The 26,647-nt window shown below is 62.3% G+C and carries 21 protein-coding genes and 1 pseudogene; 12 read left to right on the forward strand and 10 right to left on the reverse strand.

The genetic code is table 11. The features are described 5' to 3' along the window. Positions 1–168: 168 nt before the first annotated feature. The 6 genes from pdxH (at position 169) to ACH6CX_RS04425 (ending at position 8,049) form a co-directional block, all read left to right on the forward strand. Entirely contained in the window at positions 169–804 is a 636-nt protein-coding gene (gene pdxH, locus ACH6CX_RS04400) for a pyridoxamine 5'-phosphate oxidase (protein ID WP_232941519.1), read from the forward strand. Between the two features lie 65 nt (positions 805–869). After that, positions 870–1,088, forward strand: coding sequence for a cupin domain-containing protein (locus ACH6CX_RS04405; RefSeq protein WP_232941520.1), 219 nt, complete (start codon positions 870–872; stop codon positions 1,086–1,088). A gap of 178 nt (positions 1,089–1,266) precedes the next feature. Further along, positions 1,267–2,958 carry an Hsp70 family protein gene (locus tag ACH6CX_RS04410; protein WP_232941521.1) on the forward strand — a complete coding sequence of 564 codons (1,692 nt, stop codon included), beginning with the start codon at positions 1,267–1,269 and terminating at the stop codon, positions 2,956–2,958. Further along, positions 2,958–4,265: an RDD family protein gene (locus ACH6CX_RS04415; RefSeq protein ID WP_396674951.1), complete on the forward strand. Its 1,308-nt coding sequence runs from the start codon at positions 2,958–2,960 to the stop codon at positions 4,263–4,265. The genes ACH6CX_RS04410 and ACH6CX_RS04415 overlap by 1 nt, the downstream gene beginning before the upstream one ends. A 434-nt stretch (positions 4,266–4,699) precedes the next feature. After that, complete coding sequence (locus ACH6CX_RS04420; protein WP_232941523.1) at positions 4,700–6,952, forward strand: TonB-dependent receptor; 2,253 nt, start codon at positions 4,700–4,702, stop codon at positions 6,950–6,952. A 119-nt stretch (positions 6,953–7,071) separates the two neighbouring features. Further along, positions 7,072–8,049, forward strand: a complete 978-nt coding sequence (locus ACH6CX_RS04425) for an NAD(P)H-quinone oxidoreductase (RefSeq protein ID WP_237063856.1) — start codon at positions 7,072–7,074, stop codon at positions 8,047–8,049. Between the two features lie 232 nt (positions 8,050–8,281). Here ACH6CX_RS04425 and ACH6CX_RS04430 read toward each other — a convergent pair. Continuing rightward, positions 8,282–10,309 (reverse strand): annotated as a pseudogene (locus ACH6CX_RS04430) (transporter substrate-binding domain-containing protein); the annotation flags it as partial. Positions 10,310–10,630: 321 nt separating this feature from the next. Next, positions 10,631–11,992 carry an exodeoxyribonuclease VII large subunit gene (gene xseA, locus ACH6CX_RS04435; RefSeq protein ID WP_237063855.1) on the reverse strand — a complete coding sequence of 454 codons (1,362 nt, stop codon included), beginning with the start codon at positions 11,990–11,992 and terminating at the stop codon, positions 10,631–10,633. 159 nt (positions 11,993–12,151) lie between these two features. On the opposite strand from xseA, the gene guaB reads away from it, so the two are divergent. Both guaB and guaA read left to right on the forward strand, forming a co-directional pair. Further along, a complete protein-coding gene (gene guaB / locus ACH6CX_RS04440) occupies positions 12,152–13,639 on the forward strand; it encodes an IMP dehydrogenase (RefSeq protein WP_232941526.1) in 1,488 nt (495 codons plus the stop codon). A 108-nt stretch (positions 13,640–13,747) separates the two neighbouring features. Further along, on the forward strand, positions 13,748–15,325 hold the full coding sequence (guaA, locus tag ACH6CX_RS04445) for a glutamine-hydrolyzing GMP synthase (RefSeq protein ID WP_232941527.1): 1,578 nt from the start codon (positions 13,748–13,750) through the stop codon (positions 15,323–15,325). A gap of 161 nt (positions 15,326–15,486) precedes the next feature. On the opposite strand, the gene ACH6CX_RS04450 is transcribed toward guaA, so the two are convergent. Next, positions 15,487–15,870 carry a hypothetical protein gene (locus ACH6CX_RS04450; protein WP_232941528.1) on the reverse strand — a complete coding sequence of 128 codons (384 nt, stop codon included), beginning with the start codon at positions 15,868–15,870 and terminating at the stop codon, positions 15,487–15,489. 430 nt (positions 15,871–16,300) lie between these two features. On the opposite strand from ACH6CX_RS04450, the gene ACH6CX_RS04455 reads away from it, so the two are divergent. From ACH6CX_RS04455 to ACH6CX_RS04470, 4 genes are read left to right on the forward strand one after another with little or no spacing between them, the layout of a single operon-like run. Then, on the forward strand, positions 16,301–17,119 hold the full coding sequence (locus tag ACH6CX_RS04455; protein WP_237063854.1) for a hypothetical protein: 819 nt from the start codon (positions 16,301–16,303) through the stop codon (positions 17,117–17,119). Positions 17,120–17,136: 17 nt separating this feature from the next. Further along, a complete protein-coding gene (locus ACH6CX_RS04460) occupies positions 17,137–18,165 on the forward strand; it encodes a substrate-binding domain-containing protein (RefSeq protein ID WP_396674958.1) in 1,029 nt (342 codons plus the stop codon). Further along, on the forward strand, positions 18,162–19,709 hold the full coding sequence (locus tag ACH6CX_RS04465; protein WP_396674960.1) for an ABC transporter permease: 1,548 nt from the start codon (positions 18,162–18,164) through the stop codon (positions 19,707–19,709). Before ACH6CX_RS04460 ends, ACH6CX_RS04465 begins: the two co-directional genes overlap by 4 nt. Positions 19,710–19,732: 23 nt before the next feature. Further along, a complete protein-coding gene (locus ACH6CX_RS04470; RefSeq protein WP_232941532.1) occupies positions 19,733–20,722 on the forward strand; it encodes an ABC transporter ATP-binding protein in 990 nt (329 codons plus the stop codon). 493 nt (positions 20,723–21,215) lie between these two features. Here ACH6CX_RS04470 and ACH6CX_RS04475 read toward each other — a convergent pair whose 3' ends face one another. The 7 genes from ACH6CX_RS04475 to ACH6CX_RS04505 form a co-directional block, all read right to left on the reverse strand. Next, positions 21,216–22,247 (reverse strand): OmpA family protein, encoded by a 1,032-nt coding sequence (locus ACH6CX_RS04475; RefSeq protein ID WP_232941533.1) that lies wholly within the window; start codon positions 22,245–22,247, stop codon positions 21,216–21,218. A 283-nt stretch (positions 22,248–22,530) separates the two neighbouring features. Then, entirely contained in the window at positions 22,531–23,304 is a 774-nt protein-coding gene (locus ACH6CX_RS04480; protein ID WP_232941534.1) for an RNA methyltransferase, read from the reverse strand. After that, the gene (locus ACH6CX_RS04485) at positions 23,301–24,185 is read right to left on the reverse strand and encodes a Rossmann-like and DUF2520 domain-containing protein (RefSeq protein WP_232941535.1); all 885 of its coding nucleotides are present in this window, start codon (positions 24,183–24,185) and stop codon (positions 23,301–23,303) included. Before ACH6CX_RS04485 ends, ACH6CX_RS04480 begins: the two co-directional genes overlap by 4 nt. Beyond that, positions 24,185–24,943 (reverse strand): pyridoxine 5'-phosphate synthase, encoded by a 759-nt coding sequence (locus tag ACH6CX_RS04490; RefSeq protein WP_232941536.1) that lies wholly within the window; start codon positions 24,941–24,943, stop codon positions 24,185–24,187. Before ACH6CX_RS04490 ends, ACH6CX_RS04485 begins: the two co-directional genes overlap by 1 nt. Positions 24,944–24,946: 3 nt before the next feature. Further along, positions 24,947–25,537, reverse strand: coding sequence for a peptidylprolyl isomerase (locus ACH6CX_RS04495; protein ID WP_396674964.1), 591 nt, complete (start codon positions 25,535–25,537; stop codon positions 24,947–24,949). A gap of 57 nt (positions 25,538–25,594) precedes the next feature. After that, positions 25,595–26,281, reverse strand: a complete 687-nt coding sequence (locus ACH6CX_RS04500; protein ID WP_232941538.1) for a TIGR04211 family SH3 domain-containing protein — start codon at positions 26,279–26,281, stop codon at positions 25,595–25,597. A 62-nt stretch (positions 26,282–26,343) separates the two neighbouring features. Then, a complete protein-coding gene (locus ACH6CX_RS04505) occupies positions 26,344–26,643 on the reverse strand; it encodes a YciI family protein (RefSeq protein WP_232941539.1) in 300 nt (99 codons plus the stop codon). Positions 26,644–26,647: the final 4 nt, after the last annotated feature.

Genomic DNA, 26,647 nt, shown 5'->3' on the forward strand with positions numbered 1-26,647 from the left:
CTAGCAGGGGAACCGCTGGGCAAGTTCACAGCCACTTTGCAGGCCCTGGAGCGTGCAGATCTGCGGAGCAGTGCGCAATGAATGGCGAGGTCCGTTGCAAGTGCTGCAACGCCGGGGCTTGTTCGGGGGTTCCCTACTTGAAGCACACCGGGAAAGGAAGAAAACTGGATGGAAATTGATCAGTGGCGTCGGGAGTATGTCAGTGGCGGCCTGAGCCGTGGGGATCTGCGGGAAACACCGATAGAGCAGTTCGATAAATGGTTGCAGGAGCTGAGCCCGGCGGGTCTCAAGGATCCCAGCTCCATGAGCCTGGCGACGGTGGATGCCAGCGGCCGGCCATCGCAGCGCATCGTATTGCTGAAGGGTTACGGGGAGCACGGCTTTACCTTCTTTACCAACCTGCAGAGCCACAAGGCAAAGGATATCGCCGCCAATCCCCAGGTGTGCCTGCTGTTTCCCTGGCACGCCCTGGATCGCCAGGTGATTGTTTACGGTCGCGCCGAGCAACTGGGCCGGCCCGAGGCCGAGGCCTATTTCAATACCCGCCCGCGGGACAGCCAACTGGCAGCCTGGGCCTCCCACCAGAGTGAACCGGTAGAGTCCCGCGACAAGCTGGAGAACGCGTTCCTGGAGGCCAGGGAGCGTTACCCGGAAGAGGTGCCGTTGCCGGACTACTGGGGCGGTTACCGGGTGGTGCCGGATACCGTGGAATTCTGGCAGGGCCGGGCCAGTCGCCTGCACGATCGCTTTGTCTATCGCCTGCAGGATGATGGCAGCTGGCAGGTGGAGCGGTTGTCACCGTGAACGGCGAGCCGCCTGATGTAGGCGCGCTGCGCGATGATTGGGCGCGGCGCGGATACTCCTTTGACTTGTGGACGGATCCTCCCGGGCAGCGCTGGGAGGATTTTGTCCACGATGTCGACGAATTACTGGTGCTGGCGGAAGGTCAACTGGAAGTGGAAACCGGCGGGCGCACCTGGCAGCCCGCGATCGGCGAGGAAATCCATATCCCCGCCGGTGCCAGCCATTCAGTGCGCAATATTGGGGATACCACCGCCAGGTGGTATTACGGCTACAGGAATAGCTGATACGTCCCGCCCGCCTCTCGCGCTGTCTCTCTCCGGCCCCCTCCTCTCCGGTTGTTGCCGTCCCGGTGGCGACCAGTGACGCGATAATATACGCTTTAGCCCCTGTGCCCGCCCGTGAACCAGGTTGGCGCGGACGATGGACTGAACAAGCGAAAGAATAAAAACGGAAGATTTATCTATGGCGGTAATCGGTATTGACCTGGGCACCACCAACAGCGCCTGCGGCATCCTTACGGACGATGGCGTGACACTGATTCCCAACCGCCTGGGTGATCTGTTGACGCCCTCGGTGGTGGGTTTTGATGATTCCGGTGAGCTGGTGGTGGGCAGGACAGCGAGGGAGCGCCTGATCAACCATAGCGACCGAACCGTTGCCGCCTTCAAGCGGTTGATGGGCACGGATCACAAGGTCAAGCTGGACCGGCAACTGTTCAGTGCCACCGAACTTTCCGCCGTGGTGTTGCGGGCCCTGAAAGAGGATGCCGAGGCTTACCTGGGCGAGCCTGTCACCGAGGCGGTCATCAGTGTGCCGGCCTACTTTAATGACAACCAGCGCCACGCCACCAAGCAGGCCGGCGAGCTCGCCGGGCTCAAGGTGGAACGACTGATCAATGAGCCCACGGCGGCGGCCATTGCCTACGGCCTGCACGATCGGCGGGAGGGGAATTTCCTGATCCTCGACATGGGTGGCGGTACCTTCGATGTTTCCATCCTGGAGTTCTTCGACGGCATCATGGAAGTGCATGCCAGTGCCGGTGACAATTTCCTCGGTGGTGAGGATTTTGTCGAGGCGATGATCGAGAACGTGCTCACGGAGCAGGGGATCGACCGACAGGCCCTGACGGCCCGGCAGCTGCAGAGCCTGTATATGCAGATGGAAACGGCCAAGCGCCGTATCAGCCAGAAGCCGGAGCAGGTGCTGGAGCTGGAACTCGGCAAGGGCAAGCTGGAATGGGTTGTTACCGCTGAGTGGTTCGAGAAACTGAGCGCGCCGTTGCTGTTGCGCTCCAAGCGCCCGATCGAGCGCGCCATGCGCGATGCCAACCTGCCGCCCCAGAAAATCGACGAGGTGGTGCTGGTGGGTGGCTCCACCCGCATGGCCCAGTTCCGCTCCCTGGTGGGCAGGATGTTCGGGCGACTGCCCTCCTGCCACCTGGATCCCGACACGGTCGTGGCGATGGGGGCGGCAATCCAGGCCGGGCTCAAGTCCCGCAGCGCGGCCCTCGAGGATATCGTGCTTACCGATGTATGCCCGTATACGCTGGGCACGGGGGTGCTTAACGAGGACAGCCCGGACCAGGGCGATTATTTCATGCCGATTATCGACCGCAACACGGTGGTGCCCACCAGCGTGGTGCGACGCGTGTGGACGGCCCATGACAACCAGGCCCAGGTAAATGTGAAGGTTTACCAGGGGGAAAACCGCCTGGTGAACAAAAATGTCTACCTGGGTGAAATGCAGATTCCGGTACCCAGGGCCAGCAAGGGCGAGGAGTCCGTGGATATCCGCTACAGCTACGATATGAACGGGTTGCTGGAGGTGGATATCACCGTCACCTCCACCGGCAAGACACACAATAAACTGATCGAGTTTGCCCCCGGCGCCCTGTCCGAAGACGAAATCCAGCGTTCCCGGCAAAAGCTGGCCGGGCTGAAGTTCCATCCCCGGGAGGACGAGGAGAACCGTGCCCTGATTGCCCGCGGCGAGCGCCTCTATGAGTCCAGCCTGGGTGAAAAGCGCGAGCACCTGGCGCGGGTACTGGGGGAATTTGACCGGGTGCTGGACTCCCAGAACCCGGCGGAAATCCGTAAGGCCCAGTTGCAGTTGCGGGAGGTGCTTGATCGCCTGGACGGCGAGGACTGGATCTGATGAATCCCTGGCAGCTACTGGAAATTGCGCCTACCGGGGAAACCCGCACGATCAAGCGCGCCTATGCCAAAAAGCTCAAGCAAACCCGCCCGGACGAAAAACCCGACGAGTTCCAGCGGCTGCACGCAGCCTACAAGCAGGCACTGAGACTTGCCGCCGAACAAAGCCAGACTGATGCCTCTGACGGCAGCGGCCCTGGCGAAGTGGCTGCGGAAACGCAGCCTGAAGTTTCCGCTCCACTGGAGCCGCTGGCCGAGTCGACTGGTTCCGGAATAAATTCCGCTCCGGTGCCGGCCGCTGCCGAGCCAGGGAATCACGCTGGGACAGAACAGCAGGCATCGCATCAGCAGCCTGAAGCGGCATCAGCTCAGGAAGAGCCGGTTCCTGCGGCAGGATTGTCGCCATCCGTTGACGAACAGGAAGCGGAACAGCGGCGCAATGCCCGTATCGATGAATTTCACCGGGTGCTCGCGCAGGTTGACGCGGTACTGGCCGATCCCGCGCGCATCAACGCCAGGGCCAGCTGGCAGTTCCTGGCCGACAGCCCGTTTATCCTGGAAGAGGAATATAACTGGAACCTGGGCCTGGGGGTTTTCCAGCGTGTTGCCCGGTACTCGGTGGCCGTTGCCGGCTCGCAGCAGTGGTATACGGACAAACCCGAAATCGCCAGCGGGGTACTCCGGTATTGCGATTCCCTGTTCGCCTGGTCCGAGGATCCCGCCGGCCTGCAGGAACAGTTTGATGCCGAATTGTTGAACGCGGTACTGCCCCGGCTCGATGGGGAAGAGACCGTGGCCGGTGATCCCCAGCGGGGATTGCGGGGCGGGCGCAAGCTGGTGCTGGAGCGGGCGACCCCGGAGGAGGAACGCTTCCCCGAATATTATTTTGGCAGCCTGCTCGCGCGGGCTTTTGCTGTATTGCTGGATGTTTTCCTGGTCTATGTTGCGCTAGGCATTATTACTTCTGCCGTCCTGATCAAGAATGGTGCCAGCGAAGGGGAGGCCAGCAGCGTGGCGTTGCTGGTTTCGGTCGCGGGTTACCTGGTGCTGGCCTGGCTGGCCGAAAGTTCCCGCTGGCAGGCTACACCCGGCAAGTTTCTGCTGGGCTATCGCGTCACCAACCGGCAGTTCCGGCGTATGGGCTATGGCCACGGGCTCTGGCGGGTCCTGAGCTTCTCCCTGACTGTGCCCCTGTACTGGCTCGCCTGGCTGGTGAACTGCTTCCTGAACGGCAATCTCCTGCACGACCGCCTCAGCCGCAGTTATGTAATCAACTGGCGCAAAAGCCGGGAGGAAGCCGGCGGATAACCGGCCGATTACCACCTACCAGTCAAAGGTGAACTGGCTCGTTAAGAGGGTTGACCGGTTGGTCCGGTCAGGGCCCGTAACGGCTCCACTTGTGCACCAAGAGCGCCCAGAAACCCCGCTCATCATAGCTCTCGCAAATAGGCGTTATTCACCATCCTGATGCCCGATTGGCCCGTTGCAGCCGGGCAAGCTCCCATTCCATGCAGACAGGACTTATTGCGTTAAATCGCCGTGATTTCTGGACAAAATTGCTTTCTCATCCGAATGACTGGTTGTAAGCTTTTGTCATCGTACGTTGTTGTCCTGGCGTGCGGTTAAAACAATATGCGGTCACTGGTCGAGTTCTCCGAACAATAACAATAAAGGAGGCATGCAGTACGGTCGCAGTGCATCCGTTGTGGCGATAAAAATAAGTATTGCAATGGAGAGAGAAAATGGGACGTCAGTTCAATTCGAGGAATGTATCCGCACTCGTTAGCGCATGCTCGGTAGCCACCCTGTGGTTTGCCAGCGGTATGTCCGCGCACGCTGCGGAGGGTGCAGTAGGCACCATCATGGAAGAGGTCCAGGTCACTGCCCGCAAGCGTGCCGAGGCCGAGCGCCTGCAGGAAGTGCCGGTGGCTGCGACAGCCTATTCCGGCGACCAGCTGGAGGCCTTGCAGACCAAGGACCTGCAGAGCCTGTCTTTTAAAATGCCCAACGTCCAGCTGGATGATGTGGGCACGGTCAAGAATACTGCCAACTTCACGGTGCGCGGGCTGGGTGTCAACAGCTCGATTCCCTCCATCGATCCCACGGTCGGTGTCTTTGTCGACGGGATGTACATGGGGGTGAACGCGGGCGTCGTGACCGATATGTTTGACCTCGAGGGCATCGAGGTGCTGCGCGGTCCCCAGGGCCTGTTGTTTGGCCGCAACGTGACCGGTGGTGCGGTGGTGATCCGCACAGCTCGTCCCACCGAAGAATTTTCCAGCAAGTTCAAGTTGTCCACCACCGACAACCTGGACACCATTGCCGCAGCCACTGTGAATGGTGCAATTTCCGAGACGGTCAACGGCCGCTTTACCGCCTACTACAACAATGACCAGGGCTGGTTCGAAAATGTCTACACCGGCAATGACAGTGCCGGTGCCTCGGACAGCTGGTTTATCCGCCCGAGCTTCAGTGTCGATATTTCGGAAACTGCCGAGTTGCTGGTGCGTATGGAGCACGGCAAGATGGATTCCGACGGCGTAGTGGCGCAAAACCGGGGTGCACTGGCAACCAATTTCCCGCTCTACCCGCTGTTCGGCGTGGATGTATCCGGCTGGGACAACAGTGATGACTCCTTTGAAGTGGCGCAGAACGAGGAGGGCTTCCAGGAGGATGAGTGGAGCCATGTGATCACCGAGTTCAACCAGGATGTGGCGTTCGGTAACGGCACCATCACCAATATCCTTGCCTGGCGCGAATACGATGCCAACGGCACCGGCGATATCGACTCCCTGCCGATTACCGCCTTCCACGCCAACACCCGTGTCGACCAGAGCCAGCTGAGTAACGAACTGCGCTATGCCGGCCGTTTCGGTGCAACCTCCCTGACCACCGGCCTGTACTGGTTCAACCAGGACCTGGAGTACTACGAAAACCGACTGCTGCCCCTTTCCGGACCTCCGGGGTCCGGCGGCTTCGACTGGACCGGCGGCGGTATCCAGGACCACGAAGCCCTGGGTATCTTTGCCCAGGCGGATGTTGACCTGAACGAGTCCTGGGTCCTGACCCTTGGTGGACGCTACTCGACCGAGGACAAGGACGCGAAGATCGCAACCATTCCCGTGGATCTCTGTAGCCTCGACGGTTGTGTCGCCTACGATTTCGAGGATTCGGAAAGCTGGGATGCCTTTACCCCGAAAGTGGGCCTGCAGTGGAACCTGTCGGACGATGCGCAGATTTACAGCTTCTGGACCAAGGGATTCCGCAGCGGTGGTTACAACATGCGTAACACCGGGCCAGGGGAACTTCCGGGGCCCACGGACCAGGAAGAGCAGACCAGCTTCGAAATCGGCGGCAAGGCCGAGTGGTTCGATGGTCGCCTGCGCACCAATATGGCCCTGTTCCACAACACCATCGATGAGATGCAACGGGAAGAAAACCTGAGCAACCCGGTCGTGGGTGTGGTGCAGATTATCCGCAATACTGCTGATGCCACCATTCGCGGTGCCGAACTGGAGGCGATGGCGGCGGCGACTGATACGCTGCTGTTTACCTTCAATGTCGGTTACGTGGATGGTGATTACGACAGTGTCCGCGGCGATATCAGTGGTGACGGCCAGGTGAACAATGTGGACCTGGGGCTGGATATTCCGCGCCTGGCACCCTGGACCTACGGTATTGGCCTGGTCCACGACCTGGACCTGGGGGCTGCCGGCACGCTGACCTCGCGAGTCAACTTCAACCACCGCGATGAAGCGCCCTACACCGACAATAACCTGGGCATGCTGTCGGCTGCGGATATGCTGGACTTCAGCTTCGGCTACACCCCGGATAGCGGTAACTACCGCCTGGCATTCTTCGGCAAGAATATGCTCGACGAGGTCACCGAGGGTAACAATACCCAGCTGCCCATCAACCTGGGCGGACCGGGTGCCAGCTTTACCCCGCTGAACAAGGGCCGTGTGATGGGCGTGGAGTTGACCTACGACCTGTAACTTCACCCATCCGCCCCGGATGGCATAAACTGAAAGCCCGGCACCTTGCCGGGCTTTTTTGTCGGTGTATTGTTGTTACCGTCATCGCCACCAGAAACATAAGGAAGACAGAGGTCCTGATGCGCTATATCGATCTGCCCGAAACCGGTGATCCCGAAGTGATGCAGCTGGCGCAAGGGGAGCGGCCGGAAGCCGGCGCGGGCGAGGTGTTGATCCGGGTGGTGGCAGCGGGCGTCAACCGGCCCGATGTGGCGCAACGCCAGGGGCTCTACCCACCCCCGCCCGGCGCCTCGCCGGTCCTGGGCCTGGAGGTGGCGGGTGAAGTGGTGGCTGTGGGCAGTGGTGTGTCGCGCTGGCAGCCGGGTGACCGGGTCTGTGCACTCACCAACGGTGGCGGGTATGCTGAATACGCAGTGGCCCCGGCGGGGCAGTGCCTGCCGGTGCCAGAGTCGTTGTCGATGACCGAGGCGGCAGCGTTGCCCGAGACTTTTTTTACCGTCTGGAGCAATGTGTTTGACCGCGGCGGCCTGCAGGCCGGCGAGGTACTGCTGGTGCATGGGGGTTCATCGGGCATAGGTACCACCGCCATCCAGCTTGCCAGCAACCTGGGCGCGCGCGTCTTTGCCACCGCCGGCTCGGCGGAAAAATGCAACGTCTGTGAAAAACTCGGTGCCGAGCGGTGTATCAATTACCGCGAGGAAGATTTTGTAGAGGTCGTCCGCGAACTCACCGATGGCTACGGCGCTGATGTGATCCTCGATATGGTGGGCGGGGACTATGTAAACCGCAATATTCGCCTGGCAGCGCCCGACGGCCGTATTGTCAATATCGCCTTCCTGCAGGGCGCCGAAGTGAAGCTCAACCTGTGGCCGGTGGCGGCAAAGCGCCTGGTCCTCACCGGCTCCACCCTGCGGCCCCGTTCAGCGGAAACGAAGGCTGCCATTGCCCGTGCCCTGGAAAAAACGGTATGGCCGCTGATCCATGCGGGCAAGGTGCGCCCAGTGGTTGAGGCAACTTTCGCATTGGAGGATGCGGCCCGGGCACACAACCTGATGGAGTCGAGCAAGCATATCGGCAAAATTGTGCTGGAGCTGTAAATGACGGCGCGGTTGCCCCGCCGGAACTGCCCCGGCTGGCGACATCGCCGGTAGCCACGCCCGTGTAGGCCTTGTAAAGCCTGCTGATTTTGCGCACATAGGCAACCGGCTCGGAGCCACGCGCATAACCGTAGCGGGCTTTCTCAAAATAGCGTGGCTCCTCCAGCTTGAGCATTGCCACTTCCACGTTGTCAAACCACTTTTCCGGATCCAGCCCCAGTTCCTCGGCCAGCTTCTGGGCGTCCAGCACATGGCCGAGGCCCGCATTGTAGGAGGCGAGGGAAAACCACAGCTTCTCATCCGTGGGCAGGGGATCCTTGAATCGGTTGCGGATCCATTCCATATATTTGACGCCGGCCTGCAGGTTGCGGTCCGGTTCAAACAGCGGCGGCGGGTAACCCATATCTTCGCCGGTGCGCGGCATCACCTGCAGCAGGCCCTGGGCCCCGACCGGGGAAACGGCCTTGGGGTTGAAGTTGCTCTCCTGCCACATCTGCGCGGTGACCAGGCGCCAGTCGAAGTCGTGATCGAGGGCGGATTTTTTTACCAGCTTGTCATAGGGTGACAGGTCCTCCCCGGGGACTACCCGGGCACTGATCTTCTGCACCAGGTTTTTATTGGGCTTGAAGTAGGCCGCAAACATTCTTTTGTATTCGTCGCTGCCACTAAATTTTTTCATAAAGCGGTTAACCTGTTTCAGCAGGTCCTTGTTGCCCTGCTTGACCATCCAGCCCTGGGGCAGGGGGTCACTGACCTGCAGGCCAATTACCAGGTTCGGGCGCAGGGCTGCCTGGATGTCGGCAATATAGGTGTCCTCGATGGTTGCATCGAACTCGCCTTCCGCGACCTTGTTCAGGATGGTGGCAAACGACATTTCCGGTGGAGCTACCTCGACCTCCACATCGATGCCGTTTTCCTGCAGGGTCCTGGCGGTCCCAATAAAGGCCGAGTAGGCACGCAGTGTCAGGGTCCGCCCGGCGAGGTCGCCGAGTGTCTTGATCGGCGGGCGACTGTTATTGCTGATGACATTCTGTGGGGTCTCCAGGAAAGGCACGCTGAACTCCACGCCCTTGGCGATACGCTCCCGGGTGATGGTTGTGGAGGCGCCGGCGATATCAGCCCGGCCATCGGCCACCCATTCCACCAGGTCCTCTTCATCGGGGACCACAACAATCTTCAGCTGCAGGTCGTGCTTGTCGGCAAAGGCCTTCGCCATTTCATAGTCGAATCCCCGCAGTACCCCTTTCCACAGGTAGTAACTGATGGGGCCGTTGTAGGTGGCGAAACGCAAAACCCGCGACTGCTTGATGGCAAACCAGTGGGAGGTACGCTCCGGGATCTCGGTGACCAGCGTACGAGTCAGGTAATTGTTGACCCGGGTTTTCAGGCGCTTGGCGTCCTTGCGCATGGCCCAGGCGATATCCTCTGGCTCGCCGACGGATGCGCCGATCTTCAGGTCATCGCGGTACTGCAGTGTATCCTCGGCAATGGTCCTGTGCAGGATGGTCACCGCGTTGTCGACCTTGCTGACCATATCAAACAGCGTATCCCGCTCGTCGTTCAGGTAAACCTCCCGCACATGGAGATTGGCATCCGGATGTTCCTCCGCCAGCTGGTAAGCCCGGTCGGCGTAGGTGCTGCCCGCGAGGACTATCAGTTCCGCCCCGCGCAGGTTTTTGATGTCGCTGATATCCGGCCCGTTGACACCGCTTACCAGGACGTCAGAGGCCTGCGCCAGAGGTTGGGTAAAACTGACGATTTCCCTTCTGGCCTCGTTGTCAGTGAAATTATCGACGGCCAGGTCGGCCCGGCCATCACTGACCATCTCCATGGCCTGCTGGGGGGTCTCCGCAATAAGCCAGCGGGCCTGCAGTTTCATTCGCTCGGCCAGCTGGTTGGCGAGCTGGCGGTGGGTCTGGGTGACAATGGCCTTGCGGGGCAGGTAGCTCTGGTTGTCCCCGGTGAGGCTGACAAAACGGATAATGCCGCGCTTCCTCAGCGCCTGCAGGTCGCCGGTTTCAATGTACTCCGGCTGGTTGACTCGCTCGGCTTCCCGGGTTTCCTTTTTTTGTTTCGGTGCGGCCCCGCTGTCGGCCGGTGCCAGCCCGGGTCTCTCGCTGATGGGGGCCGCCCGGTCGCTCCTGGCGGGGGACTCCTGGCGCTCCTCGCAAGCGGTGAGGGCCAGGCATGCGAACAGGGCGGCCAGGAGAATGGCCCAGTAACGCAACGAGCACTGTGATTTAGCCTTCTCAGTCACCATCGCGGACTCCGATAGACTTCACTGGCCCAAGTTTAGGGTCGTAGCCAGCACGAGACATTTTCCACTCGCTCCCTGCGATCGCGGGGCCGTTGCGTTGTCTGCTGCAGCCCGTTGCAGGCGCCCGGAAACGGCACCATCAACAGGCACTGGGCCACGGGGCCCAATGTGCCAATCGAGCCACGGCTGGGGGGTATCCATTGGCATGGTTCTGCTCCGGCAGCTTGCACTGGCGGAAATGGTAGGGTCGGCCTGGTCTCCTTCACCGCGACCGGCGGGCGCCCGGGCTCGGGCGCATGGGGGGAAATTGGGGAAGCCGGAGAGTCAGAGGATTTCGTCGACAGTGGCGGTGAACTCGCCCTCCGCCAGGCGCGTGTGTACACGCTGGCCCGGCGACAGGGTGCGGGTGCTCTTCTGCACCTGGCCCTGCTCGTCGCGCACAATGGCGTAGCCGCGTTGCAGCACGGCCAGCGGGCTGACGTTGTGCAGCAGCTGGCCGCTGTGCGCCAGTCGCTCCCCGCGCTTTTGCAGCAGGGCCTGCATGGCCTTGCGCAGTCGCTCCGCCGCCGTGTCGGTGAGCTGGCGGCGATGCTCCAGCGCACGCTCAGGGTGATAGTGTGCGAACGCCCGTGAGGCCAGCTGCAACTCACGGTGCCGGTTGTGCAGGTGCTGGCGCACTGCGCCCTGCAGGCGCAGTTCCAGGTGATCCAGTCGCTGGGCGCGATTCTGCAGTTGTTCGCGCGGGTGGCGGATGCGATTGCGGGTGGCCTCCACGCGCTGTTGCAGGTGGCGCAGCTGTATCTGCGTGGCTCGCAGCAGGCGCTGGCGGAGCGCGACCAATCCCTGCCACATCTCCACTGCATTGGCACTGGCGATCTCCGCCGCCGCAGAAGGGGTTGGGGCGCGCAGGTCGGCAACCAGGTCGGAGACGGTGGTGTCGGTCTCGTGGCCGACGGCGGAGATGACCGGGATCGGGCAGGCGGCGATGGCGCGGGCAACGATCTCCTCATTGAATGGCCACAGGTCCTCGATGGAGCCGCCGCCGCGTCCCACGATCAGCAGGTCGTGCCTGCCCGAGTGACCGGCCCGGGCAATAGCATCGGCAATCTGGCCGGCGGCCTCGCGGCCCTGCACCTGGACCGGCCACAAGCCGATCTCCGCCGCCGGGTGGCGCCGGCCGAGCACGTGGATCATGTCGCGCACGGCGGCACCGGTAGGGGAAGTGACAATGCCGATACGCCCGGGCAGGAGGGGCAGGGGTTTCTTGCGCTCCGGGGCAAACAGGCCCTCGGCCTGCAGGCGTGCCTTCAGTTCCTCCAGCTGGCGCATCAGGGCACCCAGTCCGGCCTCCTCCATATGCTCAACGACCAGCTGGTACTCGCCGCGGCCCTCGTAGAGGCCGACCCGCACCCGCAGCAGGACCTCGCGCCCGTTTTCCGGCCGGAAGCGCACCGCCCGGTTGCGACCGCGGAACATGGCGCAGCGCACCTGGGCGCGGGCATCCTTGAGGGTGAAGTACCAGTGCCCGGAGCTCGGGGCGGCGAAATTGGAGATCTCACCACTGACCCACAGCAGCGGTATGCTGCTCTCCAGCAGGTGTTTTACCTCCCGGTTGAGGTCGCTGACTGTCAGGACACTGCGGTTGGGGCGGTTGCCGGATGGGGTGGGGGGGTTGCCTGTGAGCATGAAAATCTCGCCAAAGTCCTCGGGGCGGGCCAATATTGCAGTAAGCTGGTGGCAGGTAAAGGTATTTGCCAAAAAAAGCAAATTGTCTTTTGACGTGAGCGATCTTGCCGCTATAATCGCGCCGATACCCAATCCCGCTATCTCGAGGTTTGAGTGTCCATGTCTGATTCTGGTCTGCGCATCGCGCGCGAAGCTCTCACTTTTGACGACGTCCTACTTGTGCCCGGCTATTCCGAGGTCACTGCCAAGGACGTTTCTCTTAAGACCAAACTGTCCCGCAATATCTCCCTGAACATCCCGCTGGTCTCCGCGGCGATGGATACGGTCACGGAATCGCGCCTGGCGATTGCCCTGGCCCAGGAAGGGGGCATTGGTATCATCCATAAAAGTATGTCCATCGAGGACCAGGCGCTGGCAGTGCGCGCGGTCAAGAAGTTCGAGGCCGGCGTGGTCAAGGACCCGATCACTATCGAGTCCAGTGCCACCGTGCGCGAGCTGATCGCGCTGACCACCCACCACAACATCTCCGGCGTGCCGGTGATGGAGAAGGGCAACCTGGTGGGCATTGTCACCAGTCGGGACGTGCGTTTCCAGACTGACCTGGATGCCACTGTCGCCAGCATCATGACCCCCAGCGAGCGCCTGGTGACCGTTCCCGAAGGCGCTGCCCCGGGCAAGGTGCAGGAGCTGCTGCACAAGCACCGCATCGAGAAGGTGCTGGTGGTCAACAACGATTTCGAGCTGCGCGGCCTGATTACCGTCAAGGATTTCAACAAGGCCGAGCAGTATCCCAACTCCTGTAAGGATGCCGATGGCCGCCTGCGTGTCGGTGCCTCAGTGGGTACCAGCCCGGATACCGACGACCGTGTCGCCGCGCTGGTGGAGGCCGGGGTGGACGTGCTGGTGGTGGATACCGCCCACGGGCATTCCCGCAACGTGATCGATCGCGTGCGCCGCATCAAGGAGATGCACCCGCAGGTGGATGTCATCGGCGGCAATATCGCCTCGGCCGAGGCCGCCAGGGCACTGGCGGAGGCCGGTGCCGATGCGGTCAAGGTGGGCATCGGCCCCGGTTCCATCTGTACTACCCGCATTGTCACCGGTATCGGCGTGCCGCAGATTACCGCGATTGCCGAGGTGGCCAAGGCGCTCGAGGGCACCGAGGTGCCACTGATCGCTGACGGCGGTATCCGCTTCTCCGGTGATATCTCCAAGGCCATCGTTGCCGGTGCCCACTCGGTGATGATGGGCTCCATGCTGGCCGGTACCGAGGAGGCGCCCGGCGAGGTTGAACTCTTCCAGGGGCGCACCTACAAGTCCTACCGCGGCATGGGCTCCATGGGTGCCATGTCCCGCACCCAGGGTTCCTCTGACCGCTACTTCCAGGATGCCAGCAAGGGCGCCGAGAAACTGGTGCCGGAGGGTATCGAGGGCCGGGTTCCCTACAAGGGGCCGCTGTCCGTAATCGTGCACCAGATGATGGGCGGACTGCGCTCTGCCATGGGCTATACCGGCAGTGTGGATATAGAGACCATGCGCACCCGTCCCGAATTCGTGCGGGTGACCGCGGCGGGCATGGGCGAGTCCCATGTACACGACGTGCAGATCACCAAAGAAGCGCCCAACTATCCCGTCGGTGGTCGTTAATAGCGCTTTGAATTGACCAACTATCATGTTTGATGGCGAGCGGACCCTTGGGAACAAGTGGTCCGTTCGCAGTTTCTGGGCCACCGCCCCGCAACAATCGAGTAAGCCATGTCCCAAGATATCCACGCCAGCCGAATCCTGATTCTCGACTTCGGTTCCCAGTACACCCAGCTGATCGCCCGCCGTGTGCGTGAGCTGGGCGTCTTCTCGGAAATCCGCGCCTTCGATATGACCGAGGAAGAGATCCGCGACTACAACCCGCAGGGCATCATCCTCGCCGGCGGCCCGGAATCCGTGCCGGAGGCCGGCTCGCCCCGCGCGCCGCAAGTGGTGTTCGAGCTGGGCGTGCCGGTACTGGGTATCTGTTACGGCATGCAGACCATGGCCCACCAGCTGGGCGGTGCCGTGCAGGGCAGCGATATCCGCGAATTCGGTTATGCGCAGGTGAAAGTGGAGGGCAGCTCCGCCCTGCTCGACGGCATCAAGGATCACCTCGACGGCGACGGCCACGCACTGCTGGACGTGTGGATGAGCCATGGCGACAAGGTGGTGGAGATGCCCGAGGGGTTCGAGCTGATGGCTTCCACCGGTTCCTGCCCGATTGCCGGCATGTACCACCCGGAGAAGAACTTCTTTGGTGTCCAGTTCCACCCGGAAGTGACCCATACCCTGCAGGGCATGCGGATCTATGAGCACTTCGTGATGGAGCTGTGTGGCTGCGAAAAGCTCTGGACTCCGGCCAATATCATCGAGGACTCGATTGAGAAGGTGCGTGCCCAGGTAGGCAAGGGCAAGGTGCTGCTGGGCCTCTCCGGTGGTGTCGACAGCTCGGTGGTGGCGGCACTGCTGCACAAGGCGATCGGTGACCAGCTTACCTGTGTGTTCGTGGACAACGGCCTGCTGCGCAAGCAGGAGGGCGACCAGGTAATGGAAATGTTCGCCGACAATATGGGCGTCAAAGTGATCCGCGCCGACGCCGAGGATATGTTCCTGTCGCGCCTGGCGGGCGAGGACGATCCCGAGGTGAAGCGCAAGATAATCGGCAACACCTTTATCGAAGTGTTCGACCAGGAGGCGGCCAGGCTGAAGGACGTGAATTTCCTGGCCCAGGGCACCATCTACCCGGACGTGATTGAATCCGCCGCCGCCAAGACCGGCAAGGCACACGTGATCAAGTCACACCACAATGTGGGCGGCCTGCCGGAAGAAATGAAAATGGAGCTGGTGGAGCCCCTGCGCGAGCTGTTCAAGGATGAAGTGCGCAAGATCGGCCTGGAGCTGGGCCTGCCGTACGATATGGTCTATCGCCACCCCTTCCCGGGACCGGGCTTGGGAGTGCGTATCCTCGGTGAAGTCAAAAAGGAATACGCGGAGATCCTGCGTGAAGCTGACGCCATCTTTATCGAGGAGCTGCGCAACGCGGACTGGTACCACAAGACCAGCCAGGCCTTTGTCGTGTTCCTGCCGGTCAAGTCGGTGGGAGTGGTGGGCGATGGTCGCCGCTACGAATATGTGGTGGCACTGCGCGCCGTCGAGACCATCGATTTCATGACTGCGCGCTGGGCGCACCTGCCTTACGAGCTGATCGAGAAGGTGTCCAACCGCATCATCAACGAGATCGAACATATCTCGCGGGTGGTGTACGACGTGTCCAGCAAGCCGCCCGCGACCATCGAGTGGGAATAACCCGGTCAGCCTGGACAGGGCCGGCGATCTTTCGCCGGCCTCATTATCCTCTGGTCGCGGGTGACCGCTGCCACTCTGGCCCAGCTTGCCGTCAGGTGAGGGCGGGCAGGCCGCTCGGTCTCGTTCCTGCTCCCCTCCCTTCTTCTGTAGAGCCGCGGATCCTACTGGTTGGCTGCTTTAAAGCTTTTCACTGCCTGGTTGAACTGGTTGCCGACATTGTGCATGGCGTCCACGGTGGCATTGTGCTCCTGAACCCGCGCTTCGCTCTCGGCTTGTAGCTGCCGGGCTGCCTCGCTGTCCGGTTCGACCCCGGATTCTTTCGCTGTGGCCAGCGCCGCCTTGTTTTCCTGCTCCAGGCATTTCAGGTACGCATCGCCCTCCTGCAGGTACTGCTTGACCGCCTTCTGGCCCTGCAGCATGGATTCCTGGCTGGCTGTGCTGCCATCGGGGATTTCCGGCAACTGGGGTTTATCGCAATCGGCGAATGCGCTGCCGGCGATGAACAAGGCGGTTGCCGCGATGAGAGATTGCTGGAATAGGCGCATGAAAAAAGCTCCTGTTGCAGAGTGTTGGTTCACGGGGCAGGTTCTGGGCGGCGCCGTGCCCGTCCCGGCGGAAGGCTGTCGCCTCCGGGCTGCGGGCAGGCCCCTCAAGATCTGACCGCCGTTCTTATCGGAGACCCAATGAGAGCATCGCAGGGGGGGCGGGTGCAAACCGGATCGGTCCGGGTGGGCACTGAGTCCCGGGATCCCCCTCCTGGCCAGCCTGCATCTGACGGGAGCGACAGGCGGCGGAATGAAACCTTACCGCAATGTGGGCGGCATACCGGAAGTGGTGCCACCTGAGCCTCTGGAGTCGCTGGGCAAGCTGCCACATGGCCGGCGCGCGTTGTGTAATGGTGCTTTATCTCTTCTTTGATAATGAGTATCATTTCCTGAGAGTCACAGAGTGGAAAACTGGAAATTGGGAGTTTCTATGCAGCCTTTATCTGGAGTGCGGAAGTATCGTGGACTGGGCCTGGCACTGGCCTTTTTGACCATGCTGGCCACCAGCCAGGCATCCGCCAACGGTGAGATCGGGGCGCACGTCAACAACCTGAAAGAACACCTGGACCAGTACACCGAAGAAGTGAGCTGGCTGGTGGGCAAGTTCGGGGGCGTCGTCGATACCTATGAGAAGCAGGGGAAGGAGGCCGCGCACTCGGACTCGATGATCGAGTACTGGGAGGAAGTGGATTTCCACGCGGCTATTGAAACCCACTATGTGCCTGTTTATGCCAAAATCTGGCAGGGAATTTTCGGCGTCAAACAGGCGATTGATAACGGCGCATCGATAGCCAAAGTGCGCGAGGAGCAGGCGAAGCTGGACCGGGCTTTGTGGCAGGCGCTGGGTGCTGTGAAGCTGGCGGCCCAGTACCAGCAGAAAGGCTTGCTGGCAAAAGTACAGACCACCGCAGCTGAGCCAACCACCGCGCCGGAAACGTTGGAAGACATCAAGCATCGCCTGGACCGTGTGGTGGCCAAGTACGCCGAGCAGCTCCCGGAGGCCGCAACCACGATCGTCCACGATACCTACCTGCAGCGTTTCGAGGGCGTTGAGGGAGCCCTGATCGAACAGGACGCCGACCTGGTCGAGGACCTGGAAAAAGACTTCAACGTGACCCTGCCCAAGGCACTGGAAGCGCAGGCCTCTGTCGATGACGTGCGCAAGGTAGTTGAAGCCATGCAGGCCAAGCTGGACAGGGCCAAGGCCCTGCTGGTAAAAGCCGAAAACAATCGCAAGGATGTCTTCTGAGGCAGTAAGGACACCAAGTGCAGCGCAGAACCTTTTTACAGAGCCTGGCCGCGGCCGGCGCGCTCGGTACCTTGCCCCTGGCGGCCAGTGCCGAGGCGAATGGTGGAGTCTCCGTGGACCAGCTGCCGCCGCTGGAAGGGGATATTACCCTCTACCTGGGCCGCGGTGAGGGGGGGCTCTACGAGAACGTCCTCGATGCCATCCGCAAGCGTAACCCCGGGCTGGACCTGAAGGTGCGACGGGGCTCCACCGCGGCCCTGGCCAACTCGATCGTGGCGGAGGCCAAAGCCGGGGTGCGCCGGGCCGATATTTTCTGGGCGGTGGATTCCGGTGCGATCGGCCTGGTGACGGAGGCTGGCCTGGCGCGGACACTGCCAGCGGACCTGACCGGGCAACTGAAAGCCGGGTTCCAGTATCCGCAGTGGGCGCCGGTCACCGGTCGTATTCGTACCCTCCCGTATAACACCGGGCGACTCAGCCCCGGGCAGATTCCCGACAGTATCATGGCGCTGGCAGACAGCGACCTTTCCATTGGCTGGGCGCCCGCCTATGCCTCTTTCCAGTCGTTCGTGACCGCCATGCGCCTGCTGGAAGGGGAAAGGGCTACCGCCGACTGGTTGCGTAGTGTCAGCAAGCGCGCAAAGGGCTACGCCGGAGAACTGGGCGTGGTCATGGCGGTCGAGCGGGGCGAGGTGGACCTGGGGTTCGCCAACCACTATTACACCCTGCGACTGAAATCCGGCAAGCCCGATGCCAATGTCGACCTGGCGTTTACCCGCAATGATGCCGGCTGCCTGGTCAATGCCTCCGGGATCATGGCGTTGAGCGAAGGGGACCTGCCGATCAATTTCATCCGCTACCTGCTGACCCGGGAAGTACAGTCTTACCTGGCCTCGGAGGCCTACGAGGTTCCCCTGGTCGATGGCGTGGCGCCGCCGCGGGGGCTGCCGTCCCTGGATACGATTTCGCCACCGAAAATTGACCTGACCCAGCTGGCCGATATGCGCCCGACGCTCGACCTGATGCGTAGTGTCGGGGTGCTATGACCCGCTGGCTCCCTGTCCGCTGGCCAACCGTGCGCTGGCCGGTGTCCTACCCACTGGCGCTGGTGATAGCGCTGCTGGCGCTCGCGCCGGTGGGTGTCCTGTTCGGGCTGGCGTCTGACAGTGCGCAGCTGTTTGATGCCCACAACCTGAGGGTCCTGAGCAATACGCTGCTGTTGATGGTGTTTACGGTGCTCGGGTCGATAGTGATCGGTGTGCCACTGGCCCTTGTCACTGCCTATATGCATCTGCGCTGGCGGCGGCTGTGGCTGATCCTGCTGGCAGCGCCACTGGCCATTCCCAGTTATATCGGTGCCTTTACCCTCTACGCCGCCTTTGGTCCCGGGGGGGAAATCGACAGGTTGCTGGGGCTGCCGATGCCGGCCGTGGACGGACTGGCGGGCGCTACCCTGGTGATGACCCTTTATTCCTACCCTTTCGTGATGCTCACCACCCGGGCTTCCCTGTTGAGCCTGGACGCCAGCCTGGTAAACGCTGCCCGCACCCTGGGCATGTCGCTCGGCGCCAGTCTCTGGAGGGTGGTGCTGCCGCGGGCGATTACCGGCATTGCTGCCGGCGCACTGCTGGTGGCCCTGTATACCCTGTCGGACTTTGGTACGCCGGCGATCATGCGCCTGGATACCTTTACCCGGGTTATTTTTGTCGAGTACAACGCTTTCGGCCTGAGCCAGGCGGCAATGCTGTCGCTGCAGCTACTGGTTATTGTTGGCCTGGTGCTGTTCCTGGAATCCCGCATCCGCGGAAGTGCGGAAAAGCCGGGCCGGCACCTGCTGTTATGGCCCGGCCCGGGAATGAAGCTGGGGATTGTGCTGGCGGCTGCACCGGTGACTCTGCTGGCCATTGTCCTGCCGCTCGCGGTTTTCGGGAGCTGGCTGGTGCGCGAGGGGACGGGTGGCTTTGAATTCAGTTACGCCTGGAACTCTGCCCACGCGTCCTTCCTGGCTGCACTGGTTGCAGTGATACTGGCAGTACCGGTCGCCCATGCAGCCATTGCCGGAAAGGCAGGGCGCTTGATGGAGCGCGTTACCTATTTTGGTTTCGGGGTGCCGGGTATTGTGATGGGGACGGCACTGGTTTACGTGGGCCTGCGATTGCCCTTCCTCTACCAGACCCTGGGCCTGCTGGTGCTTGCCTATGTGCTGCGCTTCCTGCCGCTGGCAGTCGGCTCGGTCCGTTCCACCGCCGAGGGGCTGGACCCGAGCCTGGTGCAGGCGGCGCGGCTGCTTGGTGCCAGTCCGCGGGAAGCCTTCCAGCGCATCACCCTGCCGCTGACGGTACGCGGCATGGTGGCCGGCGCGGCCCTGGTTTTCCTCGAGGCGATGCGCGAACTCCCGGCAACACTGATGCTGGGTCCCACCGGGTTTGAAACCCTGGCCACCTATTTGTGGCGGGTGTACGAGGCGGGGTACTTTGGCCGGGCAGCCATTCCCGGCCTGCTGCTGGTGCTGATTTCGGCACTGGGGCTGGCCCTGATGTTGTCCGGCGAGCGCCGGACAGAATTCGCAACTGAGACTCATCAAGGATAATGCTGAAGGTTAGCAATCTGTCCGTGAATTACGGCTCCACCCGTGTGGTGGATAACCTGGACCTGGCGCTGGCGGACGACGAAGTCCTGATGCTGGTGGGCCCCACCGGCTGTGGCAAAACCACTATCCTGCAGGCCCTGGCGGGCCTGGTGCCTATTTCCGGGGGGGAAATCCAGTTGGGGCACTGGCGCTCGACCCCTTCGAAAGCGGTGCCGCCGGAGAAGCGCAATGTGGGAATGGTGTTCCAGGACTTCGCGCTGTTTCCCCACCTCACGGTCGAGCAAAATGTGTGTTTCCGTCTCAGGGACACGGCGAAGGCGGACCACTGGCTGCAGCTGCTGGGGCTTGACGATTTTCGCCACGCGCGGCCGAACAGGTTATCCGGTGGCCAGAAGCAGCGTGTTGCCCTGGCCCGCAGCCTCGCTCACGAGCCCGCTTTTATCCTGCTGGATGAGCCGCTGTCCAACCTGGATGCCGCCCTCAAGGACAGCCTGCGCTGGGAGATCCGCGAGGCGTTGAAGGCGGCCGGTGTGCCGGCCATCTGGGTGACCCATGACCAGGAGGAGGCCCTGTCGGTGGGCGATCGTGTGGGGATCCTGAAAGATGGCAGGCTGGAGCAGCTGGATACCCCGGAGAAGTGTTATGCCGAGCCGGCCAGCCGCTTTGTGGCGCGCTTCCTCGGCGAGGCGAGCTTCCTGCCTGGGCGCCTGCAGGGCGAGCAGGTGGCGACCGTGCTTGGTCCCGCGCCAGGTGTCCCGATCAATGGTGCCAGTGGCGATGTGGACCTGCTGTTGCGGCCGGATGACCTGTCGCTTACCCCCATGGAGACGGGTAACGGTGTGATCGACTGGGTGCGCTATGAGGGCTCATCCCGGCTTTACGCGGTGAATATCGACGGCGGCGCGCAGCTCAAGGTGCGTGTCAATCACGAGGTCCGGGCCCAGCCCGGGGAACCTGTGCATATGGCCATTACCACCACGCATCCCCTGGCGGTGTTCCCTCGGCAGCAGTAAGTGTGCACGGAGCCGGCAGGCCCCCGTGGGCCACGACATCCTCCAGGTGGGCTTCCTGCTGTCACGCCGATTTTGCACATGCCCCGGGGCCTGAATCCCTGGCGCCCAGCTGACAGTTGGGTTTGACGTGCCATTCCCGACTGCCAGAAATGATTTCCACAGCGAAATCAAGTCCTCCCTGGCACTTCAGTTAGATAGTTTTTTTGTCAAGACCGATTTACAGCACCTTGTAACTTATTGATTTATATGGCTTTCTGCCTTTGATTAAATTTTCTTCACAAATGCGTTACAACGGTTTCATGGGGGCTGGCGGGATTTTCCCGGGTGCTATGCACAGAGATATCCACAGATTCTGTGGACTGCGTAGACCCCGGGACAGGATTTGTCCAGTAGGCGCTGGTACCTGGTCGTGAAGGGCGACTATTGCGGACAGGAATGTTGATAAAAGCGGTAGCCGCCGCGCCGGACCCGCACGGCGCGGCGTGGACAGGGATCAGCGGAAGCGCATCTCCACGCGGCGATTCTGCGCGCGACCGGCTTCCGTGTCATTCGGCGCCACCGGCTGCTGCTCGCCGTAACCGTTGGCCGAAATACGGCCGGCATCAATGCCGTTACTGATCAGGAACGCTCGTACTGCATTGGCGCGCTTCTGGGACAGTCGCAGGTTGTAGTTGTCATTGCCCAGGCTGTCGGTGTGCCCGGCAATTTCCACCGCAGATCCGGGCTGGCTGCGCAGCGCCCGGACCGCTGACTGCAGGTCATTGCGTGCAGCCGGGGTGAGCCGGTCGGAATTGAATTCGAAACGCACGTCCTCAAGGGTGATGGTCTGGTTGGCGATCACGCAGCCATCACTATCCACCTGCGCGCCGGGCAGGGTATCGGGGCAGCGATCATCGCGGTCGAGCACACCATCGCCATCCGAGTCTGCCATGTTGACCTCAACCGGGCCGCGTTCGGGGGGCGGCGGGGCCATGGCGATGGTGGGCGGTGGCGGGCAGCGCAGCGGTATGCTGATGCCAAATCCCAGTTGCCAGTCGTCCCGGCCGTTCTTGAAAAAGTCGTGGACGTAGCGCACTTCTGCCCGCAAGCGGATACCGCGGCGGGATATTTCCCCGGTGGTGATGCCGGCAGCCAGGTTCGCAAAGCCGTCTGTATCATCGTCGACGTCGGGAATCACATCGTTGCGCGCAACGCCGACACCGGCGAGCAGGTAGGGGGTGTAGGCTTGCCGGTCACCGAAGTGGTACGACACATCAAAACCCACGCCGTAGTTGTAAAAGTCGGTGAACTCGTTGTCGGTCTCAAAAATGGCGCCGAAAACCTGTACCTCGTTGTACCAGGGCCCCTCGTAGCCCCAGCCATAGGCGGCACGGAGTCCCAGTGCGTCGGGATCTGTATTGCGCTCGCTGTCGACTCGGGAGAAATAAGGCAGCAGGTCCAGGTAGCCGTCGTCGGGGCCAGCGGCGCCCGCGGGCAGGCTGGCGGCGATGGCCAGGGACAATAGCAGGGGGCGTGAAATCTGCATCGGTGACTTCCTTGTTGGAATTATTGGCGTCGTTTCGCGGTGTGCATATTTTCGGCAATATTTTCCCTGCCGCACCGCGCCTCTGAGTTATTTAGTCCAGACGCGTCAGTTATCCAAGAAATTGGCGCAGGACTGATCGTTTTGAATGAGAAAAGCGCTGCGGGGGGCCGTGGGGAGGCTTTGGGATAGGAAGTGGGCCTGGGAGAGGATCGTGACAATAAATCGCCGGCCCCCCCCATGCCGACGGTTGCGGAATGGCGGGACCGGTCCGGGCCTGGTACGACTAGTGCAGCTGGCGGCGGAAACTGATCAGGGCCGCGGTGACAGCCACGTTGAGGCTCTCGACATCATTGTGCATTGGAATCCGGATGCTGTCGGTGCACTGCTTCGCCACCTGGTCGCTGACGCCATGGGTCTCGTTGCCCAGTACAAAAATATTCGCCTGCCCATCGCCGATGCCGGCGAGGGTCTCGCTGGCGTGGGAGGAGAGCCCATAAATTCGTGCACCCTGATCGCGGAAGCTTGCCAGGGTGGGAGCCAGTTCATCACAGCGTAACAGGCGTGTCTTGAACAGGGTGCCGGTGCTGGCCTTGATAACCAGGGGATCGACCTGCGCGCAGCCCTTGCGTGGCAGGATAATGCCGTCGATCCCCCCCGCGCAGGCAGAGCGGATGATCATGCCCAGGTTCTGCGGGTTGGTAATGCCGTCGAGGGCAAGCAGTTCATAGCGATCTCCCGGTCCCCGCTGCAGGAATTCCGTGGCGCTGCCGTACAGTGGCGGAGCCAGGTCGAGTGCCACGCCCTGGTCCTGGCGGGCGTTCCGGGAAATGCGCGACAGGGCCTTGCGATCGTGGTGAGCCACCTCGATCTTGCGTTCAGTGGCGAGCTGCTCGATGCGGGCCATTACCGGGTCGCGCCGGTTGCTCACGGCCAGGTGCAGCTTATGAACCGGCAGGGAGAAATCTTCCAGTGCTTCCAGCACGGGCTTGCGGCCGTAAATCGTCAGCAGGCTGTCGTAGAAGGCGCGTTTGCGCAGGTATTCCGGCGAGTCGTTCAAGGGCCTTGCTCACTCAGCAGTTGTTCCAGTTGGTTGGCGGTATCGCGATCGAGTTCGCGGCGCCGGGCAAGTTCCACACAGGCGCGCCCGAGCTGCCGATAGCATTGTTGCAGCACCGGATCTGTGGCTGGCAGCGCATCCAGGTGGGATTGCACCGTGTCGATATCGCCGCGGGCGATGGGGCCCGTGAGGGCGGCTTCCGGGCCCAGCCGCAGGTTATTGGCCAGGGTCTGCGTAGCGATCGGCCCCAGCATCTCGAGTGCCCGCTGCCGGTCGATTCCGGCCTGCTCATAGGCCCGCAGGCTCAGGTCGAGCAGGGCGGTGAGATAGTTGCACCCCAGCACCGAGGCGGCGTGGTACAGGGACTTGTCAGCGCCGGCCAGTGACAGTGGCTGGCAGTCCAGCGCGATGAATGCCTCGCGCAGCAGCGCCAGGGCTGACTCGTCGCCCTCCAGGGCGACCGTACTCCCGCCCAGCGTCTGCAGGGACCGGGCCGGGTCGGCAAAACTGTGGACAGGGTGGGCACTGGCAAGTGCTGCCGGGCGGCAGGGGGTAAGGGTTGTGGCATCCAGGGCGCCACTGCAATGAAATACCACAGTGTTGCGGGCCCGCCCGGATGCACCCAGTTCCCGGGCCACAGCGGCGATCTGGCTGTCACCGGTCGCCACCAGCCAACAGTCTGCCGCCGGCATGGCCTCGATGGTACTGAACGCCTCGGGTATTTCTCCCGCAGCGCCGGCACCGATAAAAAACGCCGCAGCTTCGCTGCTGGACGGGCTGCGATTGCAGACGGCGCGCACCCGGAAAAAACCCTGCTGCTGCCACAGGCGGCCCAGGGTGCGGCCCAGGTTGCCGGCGCCGACGATATTCAGCGTTTGCATCAGTTGCCGGCGAGACAGTTCAGGTAAGCGTTCACCGCATTGCCCAGGCCCATGGCGATGGCGTCCACCGTCAGCGCATGGCCGATGGAGACTTCCTGCAGGCCGGGCAGGTTGCGGTAACGCGGCAGGTTGATCAGGTTCAGGTCGTGCCCGGCGTTGACCCCCAGCCCCTGCTGCAGGGCGTGCTCGGCGGCAGCGCAGTGGGCGGCGAAAATGCTGTCGAGTTCCGGGCTCTGGCTGGCCACAGCCTCTGCGTACGGGCCGGTGTAGAGCTCGATACGATCCGCGCCCACTTCACGGGCCAGGCCGATCTGCTCCGGATCCGGGTCCATAAACAGGCTGACGCGGATGTTGGCGGCCTTCAGCTGGGCAATGATCGGTTCCAGCCGCTCGCCATCGCGGCGCAGGTCAAAACCGTGGTCGGAGGTCAGCTGGTCGTTGCTGTCGGGGACCAGGGTGCACTGGTCCGGGCGGGTCTCCAGCACCAGCGGCAGCAGGCCCGGGTAGTCCGCAAGGGGCTCGGCAAAGGGATTGCCCTCGACATTGAATTCAACACCCTCCAGCGGCCGGCAGAGCTCGGCCAGGTCGCGCACATCGCCGGGGCGGATATGGCGCTGGTCCGGGCGCGGGTGCACGGTCAGGCCCTGGGCGCCGGCATCCAGGCACACACGGCCGTGGGCGACCACATCCGGGTAGTTGCCCTCGCGGGAGTTGCGGATCAGGGCGATCTTGTTGAGGTTTACACTGAGGTCGATCACCGGTTACTCCTGGTTCTTGCTGGCGACGGTGCTGTCCTTGACGCGCTGCGCCTCGAGAATGCGCACAGGTGTATTGGGCGCGTCGGGGAAGGCGCGATAGAGGCCGCGGGGTTCCTCGCCGATCCTGTCGACCACTTCCATCCCGCTGACGACCTTGCCGAAAACCGTATAGCCGGGTTTGTCTTCGCTGCCGTCGAGTCGGGTGTTGTCCCCGTAGTTGATAAAAAACTGCGAGGTCGCACTGTCGGGATCGTCAGTGCGTGCCATGGAGAGAGTGCCGCGGATGTTCTGCAGCCCGTTGTCAGACTCGTTCACCACCGGATCACGGGTCTCTTTTTCCTGGAAGTCGAAGGTATGCCCGCCTGTCTGGGCCATGAAACCGGGAATTACACGGTGGAAAATCACGCCGTCATAGAAGCCGCTGTCCACGTACTGGAGAAAGTTCTCCACGGTGGCGGGGGCCTTGTCGGCATAGAGTTCGACCCGGACGGTGCCCAGGTCGGTCTTGATGTCTACCTGTGGCCGGTCATCCTCGGCAAATGCCGTGGTGGCGAGCAGGGCGGCGAGCAGGGTGGAGGCAATTGTCTTTATCATTGGAACCAACTCCTTGGCTATAGGCGGGTGCCCGGGGGCTACCCGCCGGGGGTCAGGTCAGTTCGCCCACTCGGAACGGCGCCGGCGGGGGCGCAGGTGCGGGGCGATCATCGCCAGAATAGCACCCAGGCCGACCGACATGGCGCCATACATATACCATTTATGGCTTTCACTGCCCGACAGGCGCTGGATCTCGGCTTCCGCCATGGCCTGTTCCTGTTTCAGCAGCTCATGCTGGTTGAGCAGCTTCTGGTGGCGCTGGTTCAGGGCGACGGCATCGGCGGAAAGCTTCTTCAGGTCCTTGAGCTCTTTTGCCAGCTGTGCCGACCGGGCTTCCTGTTTCTCCAGGGCGGTCTCCAGCTCCTGGTTCTCACCTTCCAGGCGACGCACCTCGCCACCCAGGTTGCCTTCCATCTTCTCAAACCGCTCCAGGTTGGCCTGGGCACGCTGCAGCTTGATGGAGGCTACCGGATCGGTCACCAGGTACTGGCGACGCACCCAGCCCTCTTCGCCGCCGGGAGTGCGCACCCGGGCCCAGCCGGCATCCGGCGCGTCTTCCAGCAGCGTCAGCTTGGTGCCGCTGGGCAGGCCGCTGTTGAGGATGCGGAATTCATTGCCCTTGCCGGAACGCAGGGGCACGTGCAGCTGGTCGGTGATATAGCGGGTACCGCCACTCTGGGCGGAAGCGGGCAGGGTAGTGGCGAGCAGGGCCACGGCGAGCAGGCTGGTCAAGGATTTCATCATTTTGATACAGCTGTTTTTATCGTTGCGTGAATGGAAACGGTTGAATCGGTCAGTTGGTTTGCTCAGGGCAGCACAAGCTTGTATGGCTTGACCGCTACGGAGGCGTATACCCCGGCGGTGACAAAAGGGTCGGCTTCAGCCCAGGCGCGGGCGTCCTCCAGCGAGGGAAATTCTGCGACCACCAGGCTGCCGGTAAAGCCGGCTTCGCCCGGGTCCTCGCTGTCCACCGCCGGGCAGGGGCCGGCGATCAGCAGGCGGCCCTCGTCTTTAAGGCGATTGAGTCGCGCCAGGTGCTCGGGACGCGCACTCTTGCGCTTTTCCAGGCTGTTCTCCACATCTTCGCTAATGATTGCGTACCACATGAAT

This window comes from Microbulbifer sp. JSM ZJ756, from assembly GCF_044383805.1.
Taxonomy (GTDB): Bacteria; Pseudomonadota; Gammaproteobacteria; order Pseudomonadales; family Cellvibrionaceae; genus Microbulbifer; species Microbulbifer zhoushanensis.

Coding starts and splice junctions, on each gene's coding strand:
- pdxH (WP_232941519.1), top strand. CDS start 169: ATGGAAATTGATCAGTGGCGTCGGGAGTATGTCAGTGGCGGCCTGAGC.
- ACH6CX_RS04410 (WP_232941521.1), top strand. CDS start 1,267: ATGGCGGTAATCGGTATTGACCTGGGCACCACCAACAGCGCCTGCGGC.
- ACH6CX_RS04415 (WP_396674951.1), top strand. CDS start 2,958: ATGAATCCCTGGCAGCTACTGGAAATTGCGCCTACCGGGGAAACCCGC.
- ACH6CX_RS04420 (WP_232941523.1), top strand. CDS start 4,700: ATGGGACGTCAGTTCAATTCGAGGAATGTATCCGCACTCGTTAGCGCA.
- ACH6CX_RS04425 (WP_237063856.1), top strand. CDS start 7,072: ATGCGCTATATCGATCTGCCCGAAACCGGTGATCCCGAAGTGATGCAG.
- xseA (WP_237063855.1), bottom strand. CDS start 11,992: ATGCTCACAGGCAACCCCCCCACCCCATCCGGCAACCGCCCCAACCGC.
- guaB (WP_232941526.1), top strand. CDS start 12,152: ATGTCTGATTCTGGTCTGCGCATCGCGCGCGAAGCTCTCACTTTTGAC.
- guaA (WP_232941527.1), top strand. CDS start 13,748: ATGTCCCAAGATATCCACGCCAGCCGAATCCTGATTCTCGACTTCGGT.
- ACH6CX_RS04450 (WP_232941528.1), bottom strand. CDS start 15,870: ATGCGCCTATTCCAGCAATCTCTCATCGCGGCAACCGCCTTGTTCATC.
- ACH6CX_RS04455 (WP_237063854.1), top strand. CDS start 16,301: ATGCAGCCTTTATCTGGAGTGCGGAAGTATCGTGGACTGGGCCTGGCA.
- ACH6CX_RS04465 (WP_396674960.1), top strand. CDS start 18,162: ATGACCCGCTGGCTCCCTGTCCGCTGGCCAACCGTGCGCTGGCCGGTG.
- ACH6CX_RS04475 (WP_232941533.1), bottom strand. CDS start 22,247: ATGCAGATTTCACGCCCCCTGCTATTGTCCCTGGCCATCGCCGCCAGC.
- ACH6CX_RS04485 (WP_232941535.1), bottom strand. CDS start 24,185: ATGCAAACGCTGAATATCGTCGGCGCCGGCAACCTGGGCCGCACCCTG.
- ACH6CX_RS04495 (WP_396674964.1), bottom strand. CDS start 25,537: ATGATAAAGACAATTGCCTCCACCCTGCTCGCCGCCCTGCTCGCCACC.
- ACH6CX_RS04500 (WP_232941538.1), bottom strand. CDS start 26,281: ATGATGAAATCCTTGACCAGCCTGCTCGCCGTGGCCCTGCTCGCCACT.
- ACH6CX_RS04505 (WP_232941539.1), bottom strand. CDS start 26,643: ATGTGGTACGCAATCATTAGCGAAGATGTGGAGAACAGCCTGGAAAAG.